The organism is Roseateles sp., from assembly GCF_047654805.1.
GTDB lineage: Bacteria > Pseudomonadota > Gammaproteobacteria > Burkholderiales > Burkholderiaceae_C > Pelomonas.
The window spans coordinates 228050-247351 of the sequence record NZ_JASGIV010000001.1; the positions used below are offsets into that span (position 1 = coordinate 228050).

The following is a 19302-nucleotide window of genomic DNA, read 5'->3' on the forward strand; positions in this document are numbered from 1 at the left end:
TTTTCTGTTTTGGAAAATTATGCAAGCCATGGGCCAACAGACAATGACGAAGAACGTGGATTGCATCGTCATCGGTGCCGGGATCGCCGGCGCCTCGGTGGCCGCCTCGCTCGCGGGCGACGCGAGTGTGGCCGTGCTGGAGGCCGAGCCTCATGCGGGTTACCACTCCACCGGCCGATCCGCGGCGCTGTACTCCGCCCTCTATGGCAACGCGACCATCCGCGCGCTGACGCGGGCCAGCCGCGGCTACTTCCTGACGCCATCTCAGGGCATGGTCAAGGAGGCCCTGCTGCGCGAACGGCCCACGCTTTTCCTCGTCGGTGCCGGGCAGTTGGATCTCGTCGCGGGCTTTACGGCAGACGCCGATGTGCGCGAGCGGACGATCACCCTGTGTGTGGACGACGTGCTCGCGCGCGTGCCTTTGCTGCAGCGTGACCGGGTGGCTGGCGCGCTGCTCGACGTGACTTCAGCGGACATCGACGTGCACCTGCTGCACCAGGGCTTCCTGCGCGCGGCGCGCGCCGCTGGCGCCGAGCTGCATCTGGGGGCCGGCCTGCAGTCGCTGGAGCGCGAGGGTTCGAACTGGCTCGCCAACACGGGCGCTGGCAGCTTTCGTGCCGGTGTCGTCATCAATGCCGCGGGCGCGTGGGCCGACGGTGTGGCCGCGCTGGCCGGCGTCGCGCCGGTGCCGCTGCAGCCGCTACGCCGCACAGCCGTTCTCATTGACCTGCCGGATGGCGTGGATGCCTCGGCGTGGCCGGCGGTGGTGGCCATCGACGAGAGCCAGTATTTCAAGCCCGATGCGGGACTGCTGCTGATCTCGGCCGCCGACGAGACGCCCAGCCCTCCCTGCGATGCGCAACCCGAGGAACTGGACGTGGCCATCGCTGTGGACCGCTTCGAGACCTTGACGGGCCGGCCGGTGCGCCGTGTGCGCCACAGCTGGGCGGGGCTGCGCGTGTTCAGCCCAGATCGCTCGCCCGTGGTGGGCTTCGACGCAGTGGCGCCGGGCTTCTTCTGGTGCGCGGGGCAGGGCGGTTATGGCATACAGACCTCGCCGGCGCTGGGACGTGCCGCGGCCGCCCTTGCGCTGCGCCGGGAACTGCCTCAGGACCTCGCCGACCTGGGCATCACGTCCGGGCAGCTTTCACCCCGGCGCTTCAGGCCCTGAGCCGGCCTCGGGCTGAAAGCGCCTGAGGCCCTGCAGGTCCAGCACCCTCAGTCCGCCGTACTCGATGCGGATCAGCCCGGCGCTGCCCAGCCGATGCAGTGCCTGGTTCACGCGCTGGCGCGACAGCCCCACCAGATAGCCCAGCTCCTGCTGCGTGATGCGCAGCCAGTTCCCCACGCCCGGGTACAGCAGCGGGTGGAAGAGGGCGGCCAGATTGCGCGCAACGCGGACGTCTGGATCGTGGATGCGGTCGGTCTCGCGCGCGGCGATGAACTGGCCCAACCGCTCGTTCAGCTGGTCCAGCACGAAGCGGTTGAAGGCGATGCTGCCGTCCAGCAGCGCATGGAAGCTGTCCAGCGGCAGGCCCGCGACGACGCTGGGCCGCAGCGCCTGGATGTTGTAGCGGTAACTCTCGCGCTTGAGCAGCGTGCCCTCGCCGAACCAGCCGCCCGGCGGGATGCCGGTGAAGGTGACGGCCTGGCCGGTCGAGTCGTCGTTGTTCATCTTCAGCAGGCCATCGACGACGCCAAACCAGAAATTGGCGGGCCGGCCGATGCGGCACAGCCGCTCCCCCGGCTCGGCGTCGGCCACCGCCAGCGCCGCGATTGCGCTCTCGCGCTGCGGAGTGTCGAGCAGCTTCAGCCAGGGGATGGCCGCCAGCTCGACCGATGTCGGACGCCGGGCGCGCTGGCGCAGGCTCAGGGGGGCTTCGGCCATGGTGAGCGGCAGGGGCGGGAAAGTCTGGGCCGTGAAGACCCCTAAATTGTCGTCGCACCGACAGATTGGCGTCAAAGTCCTGATCAGAATGAGCTCACAGACAGGGGCTACTAGCCCCCGCAACGGAGACAGCTTGGTGGACACCTTCCCTCGGCTCTTGCTCGACCACGCCGCTCGCCGGCCCGACGCGCCAGCGCTGCGCGAGAAGGCCTACGGCGTCTGGCAGACCCTGTCCTGGGCGCAGCTCGCGACAATGGTGCGGGAGCTGGCCCTTGGGCTGGCGGCTGCCGGGCTGCGCCGCGGCGAGCATGTCGTCGTCGTCGGCGAGAACCGCCCCAGGCTCTATGCCAGCATGCTGGCTGCGCAGTCCCTGGGAGCCGTGCCGGTGCCGCTCTACCAGGACGCCGTTGCCGCGGAGTTCGTCTTCCCGCTTAACAACGCCGAGGTCGCCTTCGCCGTCGTCGAGGACCAGGAGCAGGTCGACAAGCTGCTGGAGCTGCGCGAGCAGGTGCCCCAGCTCAGGCGCATCTGGTTCGACGATCCGCGCGGATTGCGCAACTACGACGAGCCGGGCCTGGCCTCGCTGGACGAACTGGCTGCGCAGGGGCGTGAGTACACCGCCGGACGCCCCGACCTGTTCGAGTCAGAAGTTGCGGCCGGGCAGCCGGGCGACGTGGCGGCGCTGTTCTTCACGTCGGGAACGACGGGCAATCCCAAGGGTGTCATCCACACCCACGCCTCGCTGATCGACCGTGCCCGGGCTGGCCAGCGCTTCGACAGGCTGACCGAGCATGAGGAAGTGCTGGCCTATCTGCCGCCGGCCTGGATTGGCCAGAACATCTTCAGCTTTGCCCAGTGGCTGGCAGTCGGCTATGTCGTCAACTGCCCCGAGTCCGCATCGACGGTCAGTATCGACCTGAAGGAGGTCGGCCCGACCTACTACTTCGCGCCACCTCGCGTCTTCGAGGGGCTGCTGACCACGGTCATGATCCGCATGGAGGATGCTGCCGCCCCGAAGCGCTGGCTGTTCGACCGCTGCATGAAGCTGGCCCGCCGCGTCGGCACCCGGCTGATGGACGGCCAGCCCGTAGGCCTGCTGGACCGCGTTGCGTACGCCCTTGGCGACATCCTCATTTACGGGCCGCTGCGCAACACGCTGGGCTTCTCGCGCGTGCGTGTGGCCTACACGGCGGGCGAGGCCATCGGACCGGACCTCTTCAGCTTCTATCGCGCCATTGGCATCAATCTGAAGCAGCTCTACGGCTCGACCGAGACGGCCGTCTTCGTCTGCCTGCAGCCCGACCACGAGGCCCGCGCCGACACGGTGGGCGTGCCCATCGAAGGCGTGGAGATCGTCCTCGGCGAGGGCGGCGAGCTGCTGGTTCGCTCCCCGGGCCTGCTCAAGGGCTACTACAAGAACGAGGCCGCCACGCGCGAGGCGCTGACCGCGGACGGCTGGTACCACACCGGGGACGCCGGCTTCCTGACGCCCGGTGGGCACCTGAAGATCATCGACCGCGCCAAGGACGTGGGGCGGCTTCAAGGGGGGGCGTTTGATGGCGCGATGTTTGCGCCCAAGTACGTCGAGAACAAGCTCAAGTTCTTCCCCCACATCAAGGAAGCAGTCTGCTTCGGCGATGGTCGCGAGAAGGTCTGCGCCTTCATCAACATCGACTTCGAGGCCGTGGGCAATTGGGCCGAGCGCCGCAACCTGCCCTATGCCGGCTACACCGACCTGGCCGGCCGGGCGGAGGTCTACCAGCTCATCCTCGACTGCATCGAGAAGGTCAACGCCGACCTGGCACAGGACGAGTTGCTGGCCGGCAGCCAGATCAGCCGATTCCTGGTGCTGCACAAGGAGCTGGATGCAGACGACGGCGAGCTGACGCGCACGCGCAAGGTGCGGCGCGGCGCCATCGCGGAGAAATACGGCGTGCTGATCGCCGCGCTGTACGACGGCAAGGTCTCGCAGTACATCGAGACCCAGGTGAAGTTCGAGGATGGCCGCACGGCCCTGGTGTCAGCGGACCTGCGCATCGTCGAGGCGCGCACGTTCCCGGCCGTGAAGGGCCAGGCCGCATGAGCAAGAAACGCATCGGCGACGTCATCCTCGACGTGAAGAACATCTCGCTGGCCTTTGGCGGCGTGAAGGCGCTGACGGACATCAGCTTCGACGTGCGTGAGCACGAGGTGAGAGCCATCATCGGGCCCAACGGGGCTGGCAAGAGCTCGATGCTGAACTGCATCAACGGCGTCTACCAGCCCCAGCAGGGCGCCATCACGCTGCGCGGCAGAACCTTCAAGGGCATGAGCCCGCGCCAAGTCGCCGAGATGGGCGTGGCGCGGACCTTCCAGAACCTGGCCCTTTTCAAGGGCATGAGCGTGCTGGACAACATCATGACCGGACGCAACCTGCGCATGAAGCGCGGCCTGTTCTGGCAGGCCCTGCACCTGGGGCCTGCGCGGCGCGAGGAAACCGAGCAGCGTGCGGCCGTGGAGCGCATCATCGACTTTCTGGAGATCCAGGCGCACCGCAAGACGCCGGTGGGCCGCCTGCCCTATGGCCTGCAAAAGCGCGTGGACCTGGGCCGGGCGCTGGCCATGGAGCCCAGCCTGCTGCTGCTGGACGAGCCGATGGCCGGCATGAACGTCGAAGAGAAGCAGGACATGTGCCGCTTCATCCTCGACGTCAACGATGAGTTCGGCACCACCATCGTGCTGATCGAGCACGACATGGGCGTCGTCATGGACATCTCGGACCGCGTCGTCGTGCTGGACTATGGCAAGAAGATCGGCGACGGCGCGCCGGACGATGTCCGGGCCAACGCAGACGTGATCCGCGCCTACCTGGGAGCAGGGCACTGATGGGACCGTTTCTCGAAACCCTGATTGGCGGGCTCATGTCCGGCATGCTGTATTCGCTGATCGCGCTCGGCTTCGTGCTGATCTTCAAGGCCAGCGGCGTGTTCAATTTCGCGCAGGGGGCCATGGTGTTGTTTGCGGCACTGGCGATGGCGCGCTTCGCTGAATGGCTGCCTGCGCTCACGGGCCTGGACGGCAAGCTGCTTGTCAACGCACTGGCCTTCGCCGGCGCGCTGGCGGTGATGGTGGTCGTCGCCTGGCTGGTCGAGCGACTGGCGCTGTCCAGGCTCGTCAACCAGGAAGGCGTCACGCTGCTGATGGCCACCTTGGGCATCGCCTACTTGCTTGAAGGTGCGGGCCAGATGCTGTTCGGCAACGACATCTACAAGATCGACATCGGCCTGCCCAAGGATCCGATGTTCTTGCTGGAGCAAACCTTCGAGGGGGGCATCCTCGTCAGCAAGGAAGACCTCTACGCCGCGCTGATCGCGGCTGCGCTGGTGGCGGGCCTGAGCCTGTTCTTCCAGAAGACCGCCACGGGTCGCGCGCTGCGTGCCGTGGCTGACGACCATCAGGCCGCGCAGAGCATCGGCATTCCGCTGTCGCGCATCTGGGTCATCGTCTGGAGCGTGGCGGGCTTCGTCGCGCTGGTGGCCGGCATGATCTGGGGCAGCAAGCTGGGCGTGCAGTTCTCGCTGTCCCTCGTCGCCTTGAAGGCGCTGCCCGTGGTCATCCTGGGCGGACTGACCAGCGTGCCCGGTGCCATCGTCGGCGGGCTGTTGATCGGCGTAGGGGAGAAGCTGTCGGAGGCCTATCTCGGGCCGCACCTGGGCGGCGGCATCGAGTACTGGTTCGGCTATGTGCTGGTTCTGGTCGTGCTGCTGGTCAGGCCTCAGGGGCTGTTCGGGGAGAAGATCATTGACCGCGTCTAGAGGCTCCCCCGCGCGGCGTGTGCGCTGGCGTTGGCGCATCGGCCCGCTGTTGCTCCTGGCTGGCATGAAGCTGGCCGCGGCCGATCCACTGGTGGCCAGCTGGGCGATTGACGTCGAAGGTGATGCGAAGCGCCGGCTGCTGCGCATCGTGGCCGTCGAGCATGAACCGGGCGCGCCGGTCCGCCTCAAGGCCCAGATAGGGTGGGCGGGGCAGCGGTTGGTGCCACAGGTCGTCCAAGTCGCAGAGGGGGAGGGCGGCCTCGGCCTGCGCTTTGTCACGCCGCTGGGCGCAAGAGTGGACGTCCGCCAGTCGCCCGAGGGCGATTTTCGCGGCGAGTGGGCCAACGCCGATGGCGTTGTCCGGCCGGTACGCCTGACCCGCCTGCCGCCCGGTGCCGATGGTTCGCCGCCGGGCGGGCTGCGCTACATCAGTCCACCCGGGCCGCAGGTGCCGGCGGCCTGTGCGGCCTACGTGGGTCTGTGGCAGGGTGACTGGGTGTTCGGCACCCGCGGGCGCAACTGGCTGTGGGTGCTGGACGTGGATGCCGAATGCCGCGCCACGGTCGCCGCCCAGCGCGAGTTGAAGCGCCCGGTGCAAGTGCAGCAGGTGCAGATCAGCTATGGCGCCCTGGCCTTGCAGGTCGCCGAAGGCCGCGACGTATTCACGCTCGTGGGGGAGGAGCTGCGGGCCCACACCGACCGCTACCACCTCGCCGCGCACAACAAGGCCGTGTACCGGCGCATCTCCGACCCCTTGCCCTGAGCCCCGAGGCGCCCATGCTCTACCGCGAAAACGGCCAGTTCAAGACCAACTACCCGGCGGACAGCCAGATCCTGCCGATACGTCAGGATCGCGTCGCGATGGCACTGCTGCTGGGCGTGGCCTTCATCGTCGTGCCCCTGCTGGCCAGCGAATACCTGCTGCGCGCGATCCTCATTCCCTTCCTGATCCTGTCCCTGGCTGCGCTGGGCCTGAACGTGCTGGTGGGCTATTGCGGCCAGATCTCGCTGGGCTCGGGCGCCTTCATGGCGGTGGGGGCCTACGTCGCCTACAACTGCCAGGCGCGCTTCGATGGCATGCCGCTGATCGTCGCACTGCTTGCCGGCGGCCTGGGCGCGACGGTGCTGGGCGTGGCCTTCGGCCTGCCGTCGCTGCGCATCAAGGGCCTTTACCTGGCGGTCGCGACACTGGCGGCGCAGTTCTTCGTCGACTGGGCCTGCCTGCGGCTGAAATGGGTCACCAACGACTCCACCTCGGGCTCGGTCAGCGTCGCCAACCTGAACGTCGCGGGCTTGAGCGTCGAGTCACCCGCAGCGCGCTACCTGCTGTGCCTGGCCATCGTCGTCGTCTTTGCGCTGGCTACCAAGAACCTCGTGCGCGGCCACATCGGCCGATCCTGGATGGCCATGCGCGACATGGATGTGGCGGCGGCGGTCATCGGCATCCGCCCCATGCAGGCCAAGCTCAGCGCGTTCGCGGTGTCCAGCTTCATCATCGGCGTGGCCGGCGCGTTGTGGGGCTTCGTGCACCTGGGATCCTGGGAGCCGGCGGCCTTCGGCATCAACCGCTCCTTCGACCTGCTCTTCATGGTCATCATCGGTGGCCTGGGCTCGATTTCCGGCGCCTTCTTCGGCGCGGCCTTCATCGTCGTGCTGCCCCTGGTCCTCGACAAGCTGCCCTACTGGACCGGGCTGCCCATGGACACGGCCACCGCTTCGCACCTTGCGCTGATGATCTTCGGCGCCCTCATCGTGTTCTTCCTCATCAAGGAACCGCACGGCCTCGCGCGGCTCTGGGCGACCGCCAAGGAAAAGCTCAGACTCTGGCCCTTCCCTCATTGATACCCACAACGACAGGAGACAGCCCCATGAAGACCCTCATCGCCTGTGCGGCACTGGCCGCTTTGCAACTCGCCAGCCCCGTCGCGCAGGCCCAGGCCGCCAAGGAGCAGTTCTTCCCGCTGCTGGTCTACCGCACGGGCCCCTATTCACCCAACGGCACGCCCTGGGCCAACGGCAAGCAGGACTACATCAAGCTCATCAACGCCCGCGACGGGGGCATCAACGGCGTCAAGCTGACCTTCGAGGAATGCGAGACCGGATACGCCACTGACAAGGGTGTGGAGTGCTATGAGCGCTTGAAGGGCAAGGGTGCCACGCTGTTCGACCCGCAGGCCACCGGCATTACCTTCGCGCTGACCGACAAGGTGCCGGGGGACAAGATTCCGCTGATCACGCTGGGCTATGGGCTGTCGGCCTCGGCCGACGGCGGCGTGTTCGCCTGGAACTTCCCTCTGATGGGCAGCTACTGGACGGCGGCCGATGCGCTGATCCAGCACCTCGGCAAGAAGGAGGGCGGTCTGGACAAGCTCAAGGGCAAGAAGATCGCGCTGGTCTACCACGACAGCCCCTTCGGCAAGGAGCCCATCCCGCTGCTGGACGAGCGCCAGAAGATGCACGGCTTTGAGCTCATCAAGATCCCGGTCACCGCGCCAGGCGTCGAGCAGAAGTCGGCCTGGCTGCAGGTGCGTCAGGCGCGGCCCGACTACGTGTTGCTGTGGGGTTGGGGCGTCATGAACTCCACCGCGCTGAAGGAGGCCCAGGCCACCGGCTACCCGCGCGAGAAGATGTACGGCGTCTGGTGGTCGGGCGCCGAGCCCGACGTCAAGGACGTGGGGGAGGGGGCCAAGGGCTACAACGCGCTCAACCTCAATACCTCGGGCCAGGCGCCCAAGGTCATTCAGGACATCCTGAAGTACGTGCATGGCAAAGGACAGGGCACAGGCCCGAAGGACGAAGTCGGCTCGGTGCTGTATACGCGCGGCCTGGTCATCCAGGCGCTCGGCGTAGAGGCCGTGCGGCGAGCGCAGGAGCGCTATGGCAAGGGCAAGGTCATGACCGGCGAGCAGGTGCGCTGGGGCCTGGAGAACCTGGCACTGGACGACAAGAAGCTGGCGGCCCTCGGCCTGACGGGCGTGATCCGCCCCATCAGCACCAGCTGTACCGACCACCAAGGTTCGACCTGGGTGCGGGTGCATACCTGGGACGGCAAGCAATGGGCCTTCAGCTCCGACTGGTACCAGGCGGACGAGCAGATTCTCAAGCCCATGGTGAAGGCCGCCGCGGACAAGTACGCGAGCGAGAAGAAGATCACCCGCCGCACGCCGGCGGAATGCCAGAGCTGACCCGCTGCGCACGTCCGCGCTGTCCCGCCAAGCTTGTTGAGCATCCACTCCTTCCCCTTCCGCCTGGCGGAAGGGGCTTGCAGATCGACATGACAGACCTTTTACTCAACGTCAACGGCATCGAGGTCATCTACAACCACGTGATCCTCGTGCTCAAGGGTGTCAGCCTGCAGGTGCGCGAGGGCAGCGTCGTGGCTCTGCTCGGTGGCAACGGCGCTGGCAAGACGACCACGCTGCGCGCCGTGTCCAATCTGCTGGAGGGCGAGCGCGGCGAGGTCACCAAGGGCAGCATCGAGTTGCGTGGCGAGCGCATCGAGAATCTGTCCACGGCGGCAATGGTGGAGCGCGGAGTGGTGCAGGTCATGGAGGGGCGGCACTGCTTTGCGCACCTCACCATCGAGGAGAACCTGATGACCGGCGCCTACACGCGCAAGGACGGGCGGGCGGCAGTGGCCGCCACGCTGGACAAGGTCTACACCTACTTCCCGCGCCTGAAGACACGCCGCGCCAGCCAGGCGGCCTACACGTCCGGCGGCGAGCAGCAGATGTGCGCCATTGGCCGCGCGCTGATGGCGAATCCGAAGATGGTGCTGCTGGATGAGCCGTCCATGGGCCTGGCGCCGCAGATCGTCGAGGAGGTGTTCGAGATCGTGCGCGACCTCAACGGCAAGGAGGGCACCACCTTCTTGCTCGCCGAGCAGAACACCAGCATGGCGTTGCGCTACGCCGACTATGGCTACATCTTGGAGAACGGCCGCGTCGTCATGGACGGTGCCGCCGCCGAGCTGCGCGAGAACGAGGACGTCAAGGAGTTCTACCTGGGCGTGGGTGGAGAAGGGCGGCGCAGCTTCAAGGACGTGAAGTCCTACAAACGCAGAAAGAGATGGCTGGCATGAGTGATGACAGCTGGGACATTGCCCCGCCGCCCTTCAACGCGGAGTCGGCCTTGCAGACCATGAGGCGCTTCGCTCGCGACCAGCGGGTGCTGGCCGAGCGCAGCGAGGGCTGGCTGCTGGGTGCTGACGCCGTGTTGAAAATGAGCGTGGAGGGAGGGGTGCTCAAGGTGCAGTTGGCCAAGCGGCCCGCGCGCACGCCGGAATGGGACACATACACGCTGAAGTCAGCCTCCGAATCCCGCAAGCTGCAGGACGAGATCAAGCGCCGGCTCACGCGCTGGAAGGACGACGAATGAGCTCAGTGCCGGAGCGCTCAAGGGTGCACCCATGAGCGGCGACTTCTTCGACGCGCTGGAGGCGCGCGAGCCGGGCCGGCGCGAGGCTGCGCTGATGGCGGCGCTGCCGCTGCAGGTCGCCCATGCTCAGGCCAGCAGCCCGGCCTACACCGAGCTGCTGGCCGGAATCGACGCCGCGGGCATCGTCTCGCGCACGGCTCTGGCGACGTTGCCCCTGACCCGCAAGAGCAGCCTCGCCTTCGCCCAGGCCGCGAGGCGTGCGCTGCGGCTGGGCGGCTACGCCGCCGGTACGCCGCGGCGCATCTTCCAGTCGCCAGGACCACTCTATGAGCCCGAGCCCGCCGCCGACGGCCCCGACCCCTGGCGCATCGCCCGTGCCCTGCACGCGGCTGGAGTCCGCGCCGGTCAGTTGGCGCATGTCGGCTTCAGCTACCACCTCACGCCGGCAGGAGCCATGATGGAAGCCGGCCTGCGCGCGCTGGGCGCCGCCAGCTTTCCGGGTGGCGTAGGCAACACCGAGCAGCAGCTGCAAGCCCTGTTGGACCTGCAGCCCGAGGCCTATGCTGGCACGCCCAGCCTGCTGCGCATCCTGCTGGAGAAAGCTGTCGAGGGCGGGCATGCGCTGCCTGGCCTGCGGCGCGCGCTGGTCAGCGGCGAGGCCTGCCCGCCGGCGCTGGTGGCCTGGTTTGCCGAGCATGGCGTCGACGCCTACCAGTGCTACGCCACCGCCGATCTCGGCCTCATTGCCTATGAGACTGCCGCGCGCGAGGGTCTGGTTGTCGACGAGGGCGTCATCGTCGAGATCGTCCGCCCCGGCTCGGGTGACCCTCTGCCCGACGGCGAGGTGGGCGAAGTCGTCGTGACCACGCTGTCGCCCGGCTACCCGCTGATCCGCTTCGCCACCGGCGACCTCTCCGCCGTGCTGCCAGGCCCCAGCCCTTGCGGCCGTACCAACCGGCGCCTTCGCGGCTGGCTGGGTCGGGCCGATCAGTCGGCCAAGGTGCGCGGCATGTTCGTGCATGCCGGCCAGGTGGCGGACGTCCTGAAACGCCACCCCGAGCTGCGCCGCGCCCGCTTGGTCATCAGCGGCGAGCTGGCCCGGGACCACGTCGTGCTGCAGATCGAGGTGACGCCAACCTTACCGGAAGCCTTCGTGGAAAGCCTGATGCAGACCGCGCGCGACCTGACCAAACTCCGCGTCGAGGTGGAAGCCCTGCCGTCCGGCAGCCTGCCCAACGACGGCAAGCTCATCGAAGACCGTCGCTAACCGTTGGAGACGTCTTGATGCGCCGTTCCATGTTGCTCGCCGCGGGCCTGCTCTTGTGCCTGCCCGCGCTGGCCCAGTACCCCGAGAAGCCCGTCACCATCGTCGTGCCCTTCGCGGCCGGAGGCCCGACCGACAAGGTCGCCCGAGATCTCGCGGAGGCGCTGCGCAAGCCGTTGGGCGCCACCCTCGTCATCGAGAACGTGGGCGGCGTCGGCGGCACGCTCGGCGCCAACAAGGTGGCCAAGGCCGCGCCCGACGGCTACACGGTGCTGCTTCACCACATCGGCATCGCCAGCGCCACGGCGCTGTATCGCACGTTGCCCTACAAGACGCTTGAGGACTTCGAGTACCTGGGCATGGTCAACGAAGTGCCGATGACGCTGATCGGCCGCCCCTCGCTGCCGGCCTCCAACTACGCTGAGCTGACCAAGTGGCTGGACGCCCACAAGGGCAACGTCAATCTCGCGCATGCCGGAGTCGGCTCGGCCTCGCACCTGTGTGGCCTGATGTACCAGGCCGCCATCAAGTTCGAGATGACGACCGTGCCCTACAAGGGCACCGCGCCGGCCATGAACGACCTGCTGGGCAACCAGGTCGACATCATGTGCGACCAGACCACCAACACCACCGGGCAGATCGAGGCCGGCAAGGTCAAGGCCTTTGCGGTGATGTCGCCCAAGCGCCTGCCCGTGGGGGCGCTGGCCAAGCTGCCGACGGCCGACGAGTCCGGCGTCAAGGGTTTCAGCATCTCCGTCTGGCACGGCCTGTACGCGCCCAAGGGCACGCCCAAGGCTGTCATCGACAAGCTCAACGCCGCGCTGCGCGTCGCGTTGAAGGACGCCGACTTCCTGAAGCGCCAGGAGGCCTTGGGCGCCGTCGTCATCAGCGACGCGCGCCTGGCGCCGGCCGAGCACAAGAAGTTCGTCGAGGCCGAGATCGGCAAGCTCGGGCCGGTCATCAAGGCTGCGGGCCAGTACGCGGACTGAACAGCTTCACCCGAGAGACTGAGCGCCTCGGGGTGATTTGATCGGCACCACGCCGGCTGCGCGTTGCCCCCCGGGCAGCGTGCAGCCGGCGTTTCTTTCTACGGGGCCACGCGCGGGTAAACACGCTGTTGACTCGGACGTCGATCATGGAAAGAATGCATGTAAACGTTTACATGACACCGGCACGCGCAAGCACAGCCGGTCCAACGGATGAGACAACCGTTTCCGCCCGGCTTCCTCTGGGGCTGCGCGACTTCTGCCTATCAGATCGAAGGTTCGCCGCTGGCCGATGGTGCCGGCATCAGCAACTGGCACCGCTTCGTGCGCACGCCCGGCCGGGTGCTTGGCGGCGATACGGGCGACGTGGCCTGCGACCACTACCGTCGGATGAAGGACGATGTCGCGCTGATGCGCGAGCTGGGCCTGAACACCTACCGCTTCAGCATTGCCTGGAACCGCGTGCTGCCCGGAGGGCGGGGCGCCGTGAACGCGGCCGGCCTTGGCTTTTACGAGCGGCTCGTCGACGAACTGCTGGCTGCCGGTATCCAGCCCATGGTGACCCTGCATCACTGGGACCTGCCCGCGGCGCTGGACGACCGCGGCGGCTGGCTCAACCCCGACATGCCGGACTGGTTCGCTGATTACGCGCAGGTCTGCTTCAAGGCCCTGGACGACCGCGTGCCCATGTGGGTCACGCTGAACGAACCCTGGGTCGTGGCCGATGGCGGCTTCATGCATGGAGCCCTGGCGCCTGGCCACAAGAGTGCGTTCGAAGCCGCCATCGCGGCCCACCGGCTGATGCAGGCCCATGCCAAGGGCGTGCAGGCCTATCGTGCGACCGGCAAGAACCGCATCGGTCTGGTCGTCAATATCGAACCCAAGCACCTGCCGGCCGACGCCAGCGAATACGACCGCCATGCGGCGTGCCTGGCCGACGCCTACATGAACCGTCAGTACCTCGATCCGGCCATGCTGGGCAGCTACCCGGACGAGCTGCGCGAGGTCTTTGGCGAGGCCTGGCCCGACTGGCCGGCCGCCGAGGTCGAGGCGCTCAAGGTCCCCGTCGACTTCCTCGGCCTGAACTACTACACCCGTGCCGTCGTGCGCCACGACGCCAAGGCCTGGCCGGTGCCCGCCACGCCGCAGCGCCAGCCCGGCGCCATCTACACGGAGACGGGCTGGGAACTGCACCCGCAGAGCCTCGCCGATACGCTGGTGTGGATGCATGAACGCTACGGCGGCCTGCCGCTCTACGTGACCGAGAACGGCGCCGCCTTCTACGACCCGCCCACGGCAGTCGACGGGCGCATCGACGACCCGCTGCGCGTGCACTACCTGCGCACCCATATCGCCGCCGTGCAGGACGCAATTTCCCGCGGCGCCGATGTGAGGGGCTACTGCGCCTGGTCGCTGTTCGACAACCTCGAATGGGCGCTGGGCTATGCCAAGCGGTTCGGCCTCGTGCACGTGGACTTCCAGACCCAGAGGCGCACGCCCAAGGCCAGTGCGCGCTTCTACGCCGAAGTCATCGCCACTCACGGCGCCAACCTGGAGCAGCGATGACGGCATCGCCCGCGACGATCAAGGACGTCGCCCGCGTGGCGGGCGTGTCGGTGGCCACCGTGTCGCGAGCGCTGAACGGCGCCGAGAACGTGCTGCCCGACACCCGCCAGCGCATCCTCGACGTGGCCCGAGAGCTGCGCTACAGCCCCTCGGGCGCCGCACGCAGCCTCATCACGCGCCGCACCGACACCGTCGGTGCGCTGCTGCCCGACCTGCACGGCGAGTTCTTCTCAGAGCTCATTCGCGGCATCGACCAGGCGGCCCGCGCGCGTGGCCTGCACCTGCTGCTTTCCAGCTCCCATGACGATGCCGATGAGGCCGCCGCCGCGCTGCGCGCGATGAACGGCCGCGTGGACGGCCTCATCGTCATGTCGCCACATGCCGATGACGACTTCCTGTCGCAGAACCTGCCGCCTTCGCTACCGGCTGTGCTGCTGAACTCCGGCGTGAAGCGCCCGACGCGGCCGGTGTTCGCCATCGACAACTTCGGTGGCGCGAGGGCGATGACCGAGCACCTCGTCGGCACCGGCCGGCGGCGCATCGCCTTCCTCGGCGGGCCGGGCGCCAACTTCGAGGCGCGCGAGCGCGAGCGTGGCTATCGCGCCGGCCTGCCCGCGGGCGCCGAACCCTGGCTGCTGGAAGGCGACTTTTCCGAAGGCGGTGGCCAGCGTGCTGGCGCGGCCCTGCTGGCCCTGCCTGCAGCCGAGCGGCCTGACGCGGTCTTTGCAGCCAACGACATCATGGCCATCGGCCTGCTCGGCGAGCTGCAAGCCGGCGGGGTGCGCATTCCCGAGGACATCGCCCTCGCAGGCTTTGACGACATCCCGGTCGCCCGCTACGTCAGTCCCGCACTGACGACGATGCACGTGCCCATCGCCGCCCTCGGCGGCCAGGCGCTCGACGCACTGGCCGACGCGCTCGAAGAAGAAGCCGACGACCGGACCGCTACGGTGATGCCGGTGCAGCTCGTCGTGCGCCGCTCCTGCGGCGGCCATCAGACTTGAATCCCGTCCGACAACACAGGAGACATGGACATGAGCAAAGTTCCGAATCGCACGCCATGGCGCAGACACGCCCTGGCCACGGCGGTCTTCTTCGCGCTTGCTGGCGCTGCTTCCGCGCAGACATCTAGCGCGACCGTGCGCGGCACGATCACGGCGGCCGGCGTTTCGGCGCCAGCCGGTACGGATGTCGTCGCCGTCAACAAGGCCAACGGCAACACCTACCGCACCAAGACGCTGGCCGACGGCAGCTACGTGCTGGCCAGCCTCGCGCCGGGCAGCTACGAGGTACGCGTTGCCGGAGCCACCGGTGGCAGCCTCGTCACGCTGTCGGTGGGCCAGAACGCCACACTGGACCTCGTTAGCGCCAGCGCCCAGCTCGGCACCGTTGTCATCGAAGGTTCGTCACAGCGCCAGGGCGTCATCGACTCTCAGGTGGGGACGACGGTCTCCAACAAGATGATCGAGGCCATCCCGCAGGCCTCTCGCAACTTCTTGTCGGCCGCCGACTTCGCGCCCGGCGTGCGTTTCGACACTGACCCCAGTGGCAACACGCGACTGCGCGGCGGCTCGCAGAACATGGACAACGTCAACGTGTTCATCGACGGCGTGGGCCGCAAGAACAACATCCTGCGCGGCGGTGTCGGCGGCCAGGACACCAGTCAGGGCAACCCGTTCCCGCAAACGGCCATCGCCGAGTACCGCGTGCTGACTCAGAACTACAAGGCCGAGTACGACCAGGTCTCCAGCGTGGCGATCAGCGCAGTCACCAAGTCGGGTGGCAATGACACGCATGGAAACGTTTACGTCAATCGCACGGGCAGCAACTGGACGTCGTTGAGCCCCATTCAGGAGCAGGACAAGGCCAACAAAATCGAGCCCCCGTCGTACAAGCAGATCGAGGCTGGCTTCAGCGTTGGCGGCGCGATCAAGCCGGACAAGCTGCACTACTTTCTGGCCTACGACGGCAAGACCATCGACAAGCCCAAGCAGCTGAGCGCGCAGAACCTTGACAAGTACCCTGGCAGCCCCGGCGTCATCCCTTCCCTCGCGGGCCAGCAAATCGGCTTCAAGAACAAGTTCAAGGAGCACCTGCTGTTTGGCAAGCTCTCTGCCGAGATCGACGAAAGTCAGCGGCTGGACCTGTCGGTCACGCTGCGCAAGGAGACCAGCTACGCGGTCGACGGCGACCATACGTCTGCCACCACGGCCATCAACAACAACAACAACGAGTACCGTGTCGACCTGAAGCATGAGTATGCTGGCGACCGCTGGGTCAACGAGGCCCGTGTGGGCCTGGAGCGCTCGCAGTGGAACCCGCAGTCTGACGCCACCGATCCGCTGGTGCGCTACAAGTACTCGCCGACCAACACGCTGAACAACGTTCAGGACATCTTCTTCACCGGCGGCTCGCCGAACGCGCAGGATCGGCGCCAGAGCGGCGCCTACTTCAAGGATGACTTGACCTTCACCGGCATCGCCGGCCATGTCATCAAGGGTGGCGTGCAGTTCCGCGCGATGAAGTATGAGCTTGGCGGCACTGCCTACCGCGTGCCGACCATCGAGACCGTCGTCAACACGACGACCGGACTGCCCTACTTCAATGGTCTCGTCTGTACCGGAACCACCGTTGCGAGCAACGGTCTGAGCAGCGACCAGTGCCGCATCACACTGGCCGTGCCGTCCGTCTCGGTGGACCTGCGCAACAACCAGTACGGCATGTATGTACAGGACGACTGGAAGCTGACCAAGCAGTTGGAGCTCAACCTCGGCGCCCGTTGGGACTACGAGGACAACATGCTCAACAACGACTATGCGACGCCAGCCGACCGTGCCGCAGCGCTGCGCGGCTTGGATGGCCGTACCGTCGGCGGTGTCTCCGCGCCGGCTGGCCAGACATACGCGCAATCGCTTGCCAAGGGCGGCATCAACATTGAGGAGTACATCTCCACTGGCAACTCCCGCAAGGCCTACAAGGGTGCGATTGCGCCGCGTATCGGCGCGTCCTACGACCTGCTCGGCAACAAGGCCACGGTGGTCTACGGCGGCTGGGGCCGCAGCTACGACCGCAAGATGGCCAATAACGCGCTCGACGAGCTTCAGAAGAATGCGCAGCCGGGCGGTGAGATCTGGCTCATCAAGAACAAGTTCAAGATGCCTTTCGCCGATCAGTTCAGCCTCGGCGTGCGTCAGGCGCTGGGTTCGTGGAATGCGGATGTGGCCGTGTCCAACATCCATGCCAAGAACCAGTTCATCTGGTTCGGTGGCAACCGTGATCCCAATGGCGGCTATGGCACGCAAAGCTCCATCGACCCTCTTTGGGGCGGCCCGAACGGCTTTGGCACGGTGGTCCTGGGCGACTTCGTCGGCGAGACCAAGTCGAGCAGCCTTTACCTGTCGCTGGATAAGCCCTACACGGTCGCGAGCGGCTGGAGCATGACGGTGGCCTACACCTACACCGACGCCAAGACCAAGGACCGCGACTGGAGCGATGCGGACGTGTTCGACTGGACCTACGGAAAGTCTACCCACGGCTGGAACCCGAACAAGGACACCGAGAAGCATCGCCTCGTCGTCGGCGGCCTCATCGACAAGTTGCCCTGGGGCATGCAGTTGTCGGGCAAGCTGACCTACGGCAGCGGCAACCCGCGCCAGGTGACCGACTGCCACCTTGGTTGGGATAAGTGTCGTTACCTCGAGGCGGACTCCGACTCGTTCAAGCAGCTCGACATGGCCCTGTCCAAGAATTTCAAGGTCTATGGCGGTGATCTGCAGGTGCGCGTGGACGTGCTGAACCTGTTCAACACGGCCAATTGGGGCTACTACAACGATTGGGGCGGTGGCCCAACGACGACGCCGGTCAACGCCATCGGTGGCGACAACGCCGACCTCGGCAAGCGCACCGGTGTGCGCGGCCCGATGCGGCAGTTCAAGCTCGGCGTGAACTACGTTTTCTGACCCTTGTCCTCGGGAGCCGGGTGAGTCCGGCTCCCACAATCGAATCCACCATGGACCTGCTGACCCGACGAGCCCTGCTTGCGCATGGCGCCGGCCTCGCACTGGCTGGCGCGCTGCCGGCCTGGGCCGAGACGCCCTCGACCGAAGCCTTCCTGGCCGACCTCGAGCGCCGCACCTTTGACTTCTTTTGGGAAACCACCGACGCTCGCACAGGCCTTGCGCCGGATCGGTGGCCCACGCCTTCGTTCGCCAGCATCGCGGCCGTCGGCTTTGCGCTCAGTGCCTACCCTGTGGGCGTGGCGCGGGGCTACATCACGCGCGAGCAGGCCCGCCAGCGCACGCTGACGACGCTGCGCTTCTTCGCCGACCTGCCGCAAGGCCCGGGCAAGCGCGGCGTGGCCGGCTACAAGGGCTTCTTCTATCACTTCCTCGACATGAAGGAGGGCCTGCGCTTCGACCGCTGCGAGCTGTCCACCGTGGACACGGGGCTGCTGCTGATGGGTGCCCTGCACGCGCAGAGCTTCTTCGATGGCGAGCATGCCGACGAGGCCCGCATCCGCGCGTTGGTGGACGAGCTCTACGGCCGCGTCGACTGGGCCTGGGCCCAGGTGCGCCCGCCCTCCATCGGTCATGGCTGGACGCCGGAGAACGGCCACATCCCCAACGACTGGAAGGGCTACAACGAGGCCATGCTGGTCTACCTGCTGGCCCTGGGCTCACCCACGCGACCGCTCAAGCCCGAGGCCTATGACGCCTGGCTCAGTACCTATGACCAGCACAGCTGGGGCGAGAGCTACGGCCAGACCCTGCTGCGCTTTCCACCGCTGTTCGGCCACCAGTTCTCGCATTGCTGGGTGGACTTTCGCGGCATCCGTGACGCCTACATGGCAGCGAAGGGCTTCGACTACTTCGAGAACTCGCGCCGCGCCACTTATGCGCAGCAGGCCTATGCCCAGGCCAACCCATTGGGCTGGCGGGGCTACAGCGCCGAGGTCTGGGGCATCAGTGCCAGCGATGGCCCGGCCGACATCACGCTCAGCTACACGACCACCGCCGGCAAGACCGAGAAGCGCCGCTTCATCAGCTATGCAGGCCGCGGCATGGGCCTGTATGACGACGGCACGCTCGCGCCCTACGCGTCGGGCAGCTCCATCGCCTTCGCGCCGGAGATCGTCGTCCCAGCCTTGATGGCCATCAAGGAACGTCACCCCCACACGTGGGGACGTTATGGCTTCTGGGACTCATTCAACCCGAGCTTCAACTACCCTGATGTGAAGCTGCAGCATGGCCGCATCGAGCCAGGCAAGGGCTGGGTGGACACCGACATGCTGGGCATTGACCAAGGTCCTCTGCTCGCGATGATGGGCAACCACCGCGGAGAACTGATCTGGCAGGTGATGCGCAGGAATGCGCACCTGGTCAAGGGCTTGAAGAGGGCCGGATTCGCGGGCGGCTGGCTGGCCTGACG

The 19302-nt window shown here is 67.0% G+C and carries 16 protein-coding genes; 15 read left to right on the forward strand and 1 reads right to left on the reverse strand.

Going from position 1 to position 19302, the window contains the following annotated elements:
• Positions 1 to 28: 28 nt before the first annotated feature.
• Complete coding sequence (locus tag QM732_RS01050) at positions 29 to 1171, forward strand: NAD(P)/FAD-dependent oxidoreductase (protein WP_415654363.1); 1143 nt, start codon at positions 29 to 31, stop codon at positions 1169 to 1171.
• Here QM732_RS01050 and QM732_RS01055 read toward each other — a convergent pair.
• Positions 1148 to 1888: a Crp/Fnr family transcriptional regulator gene (locus tag QM732_RS01055; protein ID WP_415654364.1), complete on the reverse strand. Its 741-nt coding sequence runs from the start codon at positions 1886 to 1888 to the stop codon at positions 1148 to 1150. The genes QM732_RS01050 and QM732_RS01055 overlap by 24 nt on opposite strands.
• Before the next feature lie 133 nt (positions 1889 to 2021).
• Between QM732_RS01055 and QM732_RS01060 the strand changes: the two genes are divergently transcribed.
• From QM732_RS01060 to QM732_RS01125, 14 genes are all read left to right on the forward strand, one after another.
• Positions 2022 to 3971 (forward strand): AMP-dependent synthetase/ligase, encoded by a 1950-nt coding sequence (locus tag QM732_RS01060; RefSeq protein ID WP_415654365.1) that lies wholly within the window; start codon positions 2022 to 2024, stop codon positions 3969 to 3971.
• Positions 3968 to 4753, forward strand: a complete 786-nt coding sequence (locus QM732_RS01065) for an ABC transporter ATP-binding protein (RefSeq protein WP_415654366.1) — start codon at positions 3968 to 3970, stop codon at positions 4751 to 4753. Before QM732_RS01060 ends, QM732_RS01065 begins: the two co-directional genes overlap by 4 nt.
• Positions 4753 to 5682 carry a branched-chain amino acid ABC transporter permease gene (locus tag QM732_RS01070; protein ID WP_415654367.1) on the forward strand — a complete coding sequence of 310 codons (930 nt, stop codon included), beginning with the start codon at positions 4753 to 4755 and terminating at the stop codon, positions 5680 to 5682. Before QM732_RS01065 ends, QM732_RS01070 begins: the two co-directional genes overlap by 1 nt.
• The gene (locus QM732_RS01075) at positions 5669 to 6445 is read left to right on the forward strand and encodes a hypothetical protein (protein ID WP_415654368.1); all 777 of its coding nucleotides are present in this window, start codon (positions 5669 to 5671) and stop codon (positions 6443 to 6445) included. Before QM732_RS01070 ends, QM732_RS01075 begins: the two co-directional genes overlap by 14 nt.
• A 14-nt stretch (positions 6446 to 6459) precedes the next feature.
• Positions 6460 to 7524: a branched-chain amino acid ABC transporter permease gene (locus tag QM732_RS01080; RefSeq protein ID WP_415654369.1), complete on the forward strand. Its 1065-nt coding sequence runs from the start codon at positions 6460 to 6462 to the stop codon at positions 7522 to 7524.
• 26 nt (positions 7525 to 7550) lie between these two features.
• Positions 7551 to 8867 (forward strand): ABC transporter substrate-binding protein, encoded by a 1317-nt coding sequence (locus QM732_RS01085; protein ID WP_415654370.1) that lies wholly within the window; start codon positions 7551 to 7553, stop codon positions 8865 to 8867.
• An 89-nt stretch (positions 8868 to 8956) separates the two neighbouring features.
• Positions 8957 to 9763 (forward strand): ABC transporter ATP-binding protein, encoded by an 807-nt coding sequence (locus QM732_RS01090; RefSeq protein WP_415654371.1) that lies wholly within the window; start codon positions 8957 to 8959, stop codon positions 9761 to 9763.
• A complete protein-coding gene (locus QM732_RS01095; protein WP_415654372.1) occupies positions 9760 to 10059 on the forward strand; it encodes a hypothetical protein in 300 nt (99 codons plus the stop codon). Before QM732_RS01090 ends, QM732_RS01095 begins: the two co-directional genes overlap by 4 nt.
• A 31-nt stretch (positions 10060 to 10090) precedes the next feature.
• Entirely contained in the window at positions 10091 to 11326 is a 1236-nt protein-coding gene (locus tag QM732_RS01100; protein WP_415654373.1) for a phenylacetate--CoA ligase family protein, read from the forward strand.
• A gap of 17 nt (positions 11327 to 11343) precedes the next feature.
• Complete coding sequence (locus tag QM732_RS01105; RefSeq protein WP_415654374.1) at positions 11344 to 12312, forward strand: tripartite tricarboxylate transporter substrate-binding protein; 969 nt, start codon at positions 11344 to 11346, stop codon at positions 12310 to 12312.
• A 210-nt stretch (positions 12313 to 12522) separates the two neighbouring features.
• The gene (locus QM732_RS01110) at positions 12523 to 13875 is read left to right on the forward strand and encodes a GH1 family beta-glucosidase (protein WP_415654375.1); all 1353 of its coding nucleotides are present in this window, start codon (positions 12523 to 12525) and stop codon (positions 13873 to 13875) included.
• Positions 13872 to 14879, forward strand: coding sequence for a LacI family DNA-binding transcriptional regulator (locus QM732_RS01115; protein WP_415654376.1), 1008 nt, complete (start codon positions 13872 to 13874; stop codon positions 14877 to 14879). Before QM732_RS01110 ends, QM732_RS01115 begins: the two co-directional genes overlap by 4 nt.
• Before the next feature lie 30 nt (positions 14880 to 14909).
• Positions 14910 to 17834 carry a TonB-dependent receptor gene (locus tag QM732_RS01120; protein WP_415654377.1) on the forward strand — a complete coding sequence of 975 codons (2925 nt, stop codon included), beginning with the start codon at positions 14910 to 14912 and terminating at the stop codon, positions 17832 to 17834.
• A gap of 50 nt (positions 17835 to 17884) precedes the next feature.
• Positions 17885 to 19300 carry a glucoamylase family protein gene (locus tag QM732_RS01125; RefSeq protein ID WP_415654378.1) on the forward strand — a complete coding sequence of 472 codons (1416 nt, stop codon included), beginning with the start codon at positions 17885 to 17887 and terminating at the stop codon, positions 19298 to 19300.
• Positions 19301 to 19302 lie beyond the last annotated feature (2 nt).